Source organism: Actinosynnema sp., from assembly GCF_052038725.1.
Window position 1 is genome coordinate 1 of sequence record NZ_JBQGCX010000243.1, and the last position, 6,760, is coordinate 6,760.

The following is a 6,760-nucleotide window of genomic DNA, read 5'->3' on the forward strand; positions in this document are numbered from 1 at the left end:
GGGGGGCGGGGCGCGGGCTCGGCGCGAGGGGCGGGGCGTGGGGGCTCATGCACCGGCCGGATCACCATCCGTCCGGTGCATGACTGGATGGGGTCACGGCAGACGGTTCCAGGTCCGCCCGGCTCCACGGTGGACCCCTGACCAGCGCACGGTCCGCGCACGGCAAGCGATTCCATGCACCGGGTGCATGACCCTCATCCAGCGGATGCCGGTAGCGGATGGAGAACATGCGGCTCTCGCAGGGAGATTCATCCGCCCGACGGGTGACCACAACCGAGCCGGGCCGCCTATCCGCTCTGCACAAGCGCTTTCCCCTGCGCAGGGACGCGAATCGGCGCTCGGCCCCAGCACGGTTCGACGCGGGATCGGGTGTCATCCCCATGCACGGCACGCATGGACCACCGGAGACGACGCGCGCTGAGGGGGGCGGGCTCGCGGTCATAGGCCGGGCTCGCAAGCACAGGCTGAGCTCACAGCCATAAGCCCGACTCGCGGGCCATAGGGCCCACTCGCGGCCATAGGCCCCACTCGCGAGGCCATAGGCCGGGCTCGCAGCCATAGGGCCCACTCGCGGGGCCCATAGGCCGGGCTCGCGGCGGAGGTCCGGCAGGCGTTCAACCGGTCCGGCGGGCGCTCAGCCGGTCCAGCGGGCATTCACAGCCTGTCCGGCGGGCGCTCAGCTGCGCCCAGGCCTGCTCCTGCGCGCGCTCAGCCGGTCCTGCGGGCGGTCGCGAAGCGGGGGCGGCCTGCCAGGTCGTGGTGCGGGGTGGCGTCGGTGAGGACCTTGCGGGTGGCCAGGAGGGCGGGCACGGCTTCGCCGTGGGTGTCGTCGTGCTCGATCGCCACGTGGCCACCGGGCTTGAGCAGGCGGGCCGCCAGGGCCACCACGGGGCGGATCACGTCGAGCCCGTCCGCGCCGCCGAACACCGCCGCGCGCGGGTCGTGGTCGGCGACCTCCGGCTGGACCTCGGTGGCGTCCGGCACGTACGGCGGGTTGCACACCACCAGGTCCACCGCGCCGTCCAGGTCGGACAGGACGCCCGGCGCGGTCACGTCGCCGTGGTGCAGCCGGATCGGGGTGTCGCCCGCCGCGCTGCGGGCGTCCGCGTTGCGGCGGGCCCAGGACAGGGCGGTCGGGTCCTTCTCCACCGCGTGCACGACCGCGTCCGGGCGGTGGTGCGCGATGCTCAGCGCCAGCGCGCCGGACCCCGTGCACAGGTCCACCACGACGGGCCGCTCGGCGCCGCGCAGGGCGTTCAGCGCCCACTCCACCAGCAGCTCGGTCTCCGGGCGCGGGATGAACACGCCGGGCCCGACCGCGAGGTCGACGCCCCACAGGTGCGCCTCGCCGGTCAGGTGCTGGAGCGGGACGCGGGTGGCCCGCTTGGCCACCAGCGCGCCCAGCTCGTCCAGCACGCGCGGCTCGACCATGGGCGTGAGCACGAGCTTGCCCGGCGGCACGCGCAGCAGGTGCGCGGCGAGCAGGTGCGCGTCGGCGCGCGGGCTGTCGACACCCGCCGCGGCCAGCCGGCGCTCGGCCTCGATCAGCGCGGGCCGCAGCGGGTGTCGGTTCATGCTCGGAACTGTAGGCCCGTCAGAAGTTGATCATGTGCCCGGCCAGGCCGTGCACCGCTTCCTTCACGGCCTCGCTCAGCGTCGGGTGGGCGTGGACGTTGCGCGCCACCTCGTGGACGGTCAGGTCCCACTGCTGGGCCAGGGTCAGCTCGGGCAGCAGCTCGGTGACGTCCGGGCCGATCATGTGGGCGCCGAGCAGCTCGCCGTGCTTCCCGTCGCTGATCAGCTTCACGAAGCCGCTGTAGTCGCCGATGCCGTGCGCCTTGCCGTTCGCGGTGAACGGGAACTTGGCGACCTGGACGTCGAAGCCCTTCTCGCGGGCCTGCGCCTCGGTCCAGCCGAAGCTGGCGATCTGCGGCTGGCAGAACGTCGCGCGCGGGATCATCGGGAAGTCCAGCTCCATGGTCTCCGCGCCCGCGATGGTCTCGGCGGCGATGATGCCCATGGACTCGGCGGCGTGCGCGAGCATGAGCTTCGCGGTGACGTCGCCGATGGCGTAGATGTGCGGCACGTTGGTGCGACCGCGCTCGTCGACGGCGATCGCGCCGCGCTCGGTCAGCGCAACGCCGGTCGACTCCAGGCCGTAGCCCTCGACGCGCGGCTGGAAGCCGATGGCCTGCATGACCTTGTCGGCCTCCAGGACCTCCTCCTTGCCGTCCTTGGAGACGGTGACGCGGACCTTCACGCCGGAGTCGTCGATGGACTCGACGCGGGTGCCGGTGCGCACGTCGACGCCCATGCGCTTGTAGCGCTTGGCCAGCTCGGTGGACACCTCGACGTCCTCCAGGGGCACCATCCGGTCGAGGAACTCGACGATGGTGACCTTGACGCCGTAGTTGTGCAGCACGTAGCCGAACTCGACGCCGATCGCGCCCGCGCCGGCGATGATGATGCTCTCGGGGAGGTCCTCGGTGAGGATCTGCTCCTCGTAGGTCACGACGCGCTCGGACAGCTCGGTGCCCGGCAGCAGGCGGGTGCTGGCGCCCGCGGCGATGATCGCGTGCGAGAAGGTGATCGACTCGCCGTTGACCTCGATGGTGTTGGCGTCGGTGAACGTGCCCCGGCCGTTGTACTCGGTGATGCCGTTCTTCTTCATGAGGAAGTGCACGCCCTTGACGCGCCCGTCCGCGACCTTGCGGCTGCGCTGGAAGGCGGCGGCGTAGTCGAACTTGACCGTGCCGTCGACCTGGATGCCGAAGGTCTTCTGCTCGTGCGTGAACAGGTGGGCGAGCTCGGCGTTGCGCAGGAGCGCCTTGGAGGGGATGCACCCGACGTTGAGGCACACCCCGCCCCAGTACTTCTCCTCGACGACCGCGGTCTTCAGCCCCAGCTGAGCCGCGCGAATGGCGGCGACGTACCCGCCGGGCCCAGCACCGAGGACCACGACGTCAAAGTGTGCGCTCATGCCGCACAGATTAGTGCGGTGACGGTGGGCGTTCGCCGGGTCAGGGGTGCGACGGGGGTGGCCCCGCACACACCTGGTGACAGGAGTGGCCGGTACGGGTGTCACCGGGGTGGGGGCGGTCGGGTGGGGCGGGGTGGATGACGGGACGATTGGTCGCTGCGCGTGATCGAGGGACGGGACACGCCCACTGTGGGCAACGGCGGGTGTGGAGGGCGGGGGCGCGAGCGGAACCGGCCGGTCCGATCAGCCGATCGCGGGCGGGACAGCCGGTGCTGCCGGGTACCGGCCAGGCAGTCGGCGCCCAGCCCGATGCCGACATCTGCCGCGGCATCGGGCTGGGGACGGTGGTGAGCAGACCGACCAGCCCCGGTGAGCGGACCGCGTCACGGGCCGATGCCTGTGGGGCCAGGCCGTGCGGTCGGGACTGCCCTAGCTCTCGGGGTGGGTCTTGAGGTGGGTCTTGAGGAAGGCCGTGGTGCGGTTCCAGGTGTCGGTCTTGGCTCGGGCCGTGGTGGCGCGGTCGCCGCCCATCTCGAAGCGGACTCCGGGGCCGTCCACGACGCTGTCCGGCTGGGGGCGGTTCGGGGGGCCTGCGAGCAGGTGGCCCGCTCCGGGGTGGACGACGTGCTCGCAGGGGTGCGGGTGGTCGTTGGCCTTGAGCCTGCGGTGCGCCACCTCGCTCAGGTCGGCGCTCGGCCAGCTCGCGTCCCGGTCGCCGGAGACCAGGAGCACCGGTCCCGCGATGCGCTCCACCGGGATCTCGACGTCCTCCGGAAAACCGTCCCCCAGGTCGAACGCCTCGGCCAGCACGACCGGTTCGCCGTCCACGATCGCCGCGCGCATCCCCGGACTCACGGCGCAGGGCAGGTACGGCAACGGCTGCCCCTTCCAGGTCCACGCCGCCGCGTCCACGTCGAGGACCTCCAGCAACCGCTTGCCAGCCCCGATGCCCTGCGTCACGATCCCGCTCCCGACCACGCTGACCACGGCCCGCACCGAGGGGAGGACGGACGCCGCCAACAGCGCCAACTCCCCACCGCGCGACCCGCCCACCAGCCCGACGGGCCCACCAACCCGCTCGGCCAGGGCGTCCACCGCGTCGCCGACGTGCTCCAGCGGCACGTCCACGAGGTTCTCGGGCACACCGGGCGCGCCGAAGTACGGCAGCGCCAGCACGGCGAACCCGTGCCCGGCGAGCAGCGCGGCGTCCAACTCGTGCAGACCACCCTCGCTGCCACCGAGCACGATCACCCCGGCACCGGCAGCCCCCGAACCACCACCCTCGGGCTCGAACAGCACCCCACCCGCGAACTCCACACGCCGCACCCCATCCGGCACGGACAACCGCTCGAGCTCGACCGCGACAACCGTCGACGCCCCGGACACCGGCGCAGACCCGGCAGCAGGAGCAGACCCGGCAGCGGGGGCAGCAGGAGCAGCCGCAACACCGACAGCGCCAGCAGCGCCCGGAGTGGAGGCGTTGGCAGGAGCGGAGGCGTTGGCAGCGGGACCAGTGGTAGCGGAGCCGTTGGCCGCGAAGTCGTCGGCGGAGGCAGGCGTCAAGACATCGGCGTCGGCGGAGGCATCGGTGGAGGTGTCAGCGCCGGTGGAGGCGTCAGCACTGGTGGAGGCGCTGGCGCTGGTAGAGGAAGCAGCGTCGGAGGAAGGAGCATCACCCGCCTCTTCCGGGTGCGAGGTGCTCGACAGGGCCTTCCTGGCCAGCGCGGACACACCCGCGGACGCAGCCAGAGGCTTGGCGGACAGCGCAGAGGCGCCGGAGCCAGCCGCAACGGCATCCGAGTCGGCTCCGGCTGCGCCCAAACCGCCCAGTGCCTGATCGGCTGTGCCCGACTCGACCGACGTGGACACGGCTGCCGAGGAGACCGTCGCGGGAGGCTCGACAGGACCGCTTCCCACCGAAGCACCGCTCGCCGGAACGCTGCCGGCAGAAGCACCGCTGGCAGAAGCACCGCCAGCCGGACCGCTGCCCACCGGGCCGCTTCCCGCTGAACCGCTGCCCACCGGAACGCTGCCCACCGGACCGCTGCCCGCCGGGATGGCGGTCGCGGTCAGCACTGCCTTGCCCGAGGCGCCCGGCTGCTCGCCCGTGGGGCGGGCCGACCAGAACAACCCCATCGGGTCCACGCCCGCGTACGAGCCCGACACCGGAGCGTGCCTGGTCACGTCGACCACGCCGCGCTCGTCGGCCAGGAAGACCGCCTCCGACTCGTGGCCGTCCGCGGACAGCCGCAGCGTCACCTCCGCCCCGGCGCGCGCGCCGCGAACGGTGATCGACACCTCGTGGTCCACCGGGGCCCTCAGCGGCTCCACGACGAGTTCGAGACGACCGGGCGAGTTCTCCACCTGCCCTGCGTCCTGCTCCTGCTCCCCCTGCTCCCGCACCTCCCGCTGCGCCTGCGCCCGCCTCTGCGCCTCCTGCGACTTCCGCGCCTCCTGAGACTTCTGCGCCCTCTGTGACTTGTGGGACTTCTGAGACCTGTGGGACCTCTGGTGGGACTCCTTGGCCATCAGTGCCCTCCCCCTCGCCAGCATCACCCGTCCAGGTGGACGGAAGTCACACCAGGAACAGTCGCCAGGATCTCACCGCACCAAACCAAGCACCTCCGCAAAAGCGGGTCCCGACCGCTCCGGAGGCGGGAAGGACCAGCACGGTCGACAAGAGGTCCAGCCCAGCGCCGAACCACCTCCCACGTTATCGAACACATGTTCGAACGAAAAGGCAGTTCACTCGATCAAGCGACCATCCGCGCAGGTCGGAGCAGCTCAGCCCCCGGCCAGCCGCTCCGCCCGGTCCGCCGACGACAGGGCGTCCAGCACCGCGTCCAAATCCCCGTCCAGCACCGCGTCCAGGTTGTGCGCCTTGTACCCCACCCGGTGGTCCGAGATCCGCGACTCGGGGAAGTTGTACGTCCGCACCCGCTCCGACCGGTCCACCGTCCGCACCTGCGTCCGCCGCGCGTCCGACGCCTCCTGCTGCGCCTTCTCCTCCGCCAGCGCCTGCAACCGCGCCTGGAGCACCTGCATCGCCCGAGCCTTGTTCTGCAGCTGCGACCGCTCGTTCTGGCACGACACCACGATCCCCGTCGGCAGGTGCGTGATCCGCACCGCCGAGTCCGTCGTGTTGACGCTCTGCCCGCCCTTGCCGGACGACCGGAACACGTCGACCCGCAGGTCCTTGTCGTCGATCTCGATCGACGCCACGTCCTCGGTCTCCGGGATCACCAGCACCCCGGCCGCCGACGTGTGGATGCGCCCCTGCGACTCGGTCACCGGCACCCGCTGCACCCGGTGCACGCCGCCCTCGTACTTGAGCCGCGACCACACCCCGTCCGGCGCGTCCCCGCGCGACTTGATCGCGACCGTCACGTCCTTGAACCCGCCGAGGTCCGAGTCCGTCCCGTCGAGCACCTCGGCCTTCCACCCCTGCCGCTCCGCGTACCGCAGGTACATCCGCAGCAGGTCCCCGGCGAACAGCGCCGACTCCTCGCCGCCCTCCCCGGACTTGATCTCCATCACCACGTCGGACGAGTCGTGCGGGTCGCGCGGCAGCAGCAGCTCGGTGAGCCGCTCCTCCAGCTGCGGGATCCGCGCGGACAGCTCGTCCGCCTCCTCCGCGAACGCCGGGTCCTCCCCGGCCAGCTCGCGCGCAGCCCCCAGGTCGTTGCGCGCCTGCTCCAGCTCGCGGGCGGCGCGCACGATCGGGGTCAGCTCGGCGTAGCGCTTGCCGAGCTTGCGCGCTCCCGCCTGGTCGGCGTGCAC

At 72.1% G+C, this 6,760-nt stretch carries 4 protein-coding genes and 1 pseudogene; all 5 read right to left on the reverse strand.

Going from position 1 to position 6,760, the window contains the following annotated elements; translation table 11 throughout:
- Window positions 1–708 precede the first annotated feature (708 nt).
- A complete protein-coding gene (prmC, locus tag ACTUAL_RS04770; protein WP_440899389.1) occupies window positions 709–1,575 on the reverse strand; it encodes a peptide chain release factor N(5)-glutamine methyltransferase in 867 nt (288 codons plus the stop codon).
- 19 nt (window positions 1,576–1,594) lie between these two features.
- Window positions 1,595–2,980 (reverse strand): dihydrolipoyl dehydrogenase, encoded by a 1,386-nt coding sequence (gene lpdA / locus ACTUAL_RS04775; protein ID WP_440899390.1) that lies wholly within the window; start codon window positions 2,978–2,980, stop codon window positions 1,595–1,597.
- Between the two features lie 429 nt (window positions 2,981–3,409).
- Window positions 3,410–4,297, reverse strand: a complete 888-nt coding sequence (locus tag ACTUAL_RS04780) for an acyl-CoA thioester hydrolase/BAAT C-terminal domain-containing protein (protein WP_440899392.1) — start codon at window positions 4,295–4,297, stop codon at window positions 3,410–3,412.
- A gap of 837 nt (window positions 4,298–5,134) precedes the next feature.
- Window positions 5,135–5,533: pseudogene (locus tag ACTUAL_RS04785) on the reverse strand (acyl-CoA thioesterase/BAAT N-terminal domain-containing protein); the annotation flags it as partial.
- A 231-nt stretch (window positions 5,534–5,764) separates the two neighbouring features.
- Window positions 5,765–6,760 (reverse strand): peptide chain release factor 1 (gene prfA, locus ACTUAL_RS04790; RefSeq protein ID WP_440899391.1); only part of this gene is annotated, 996 nt, incomplete at its 5' end.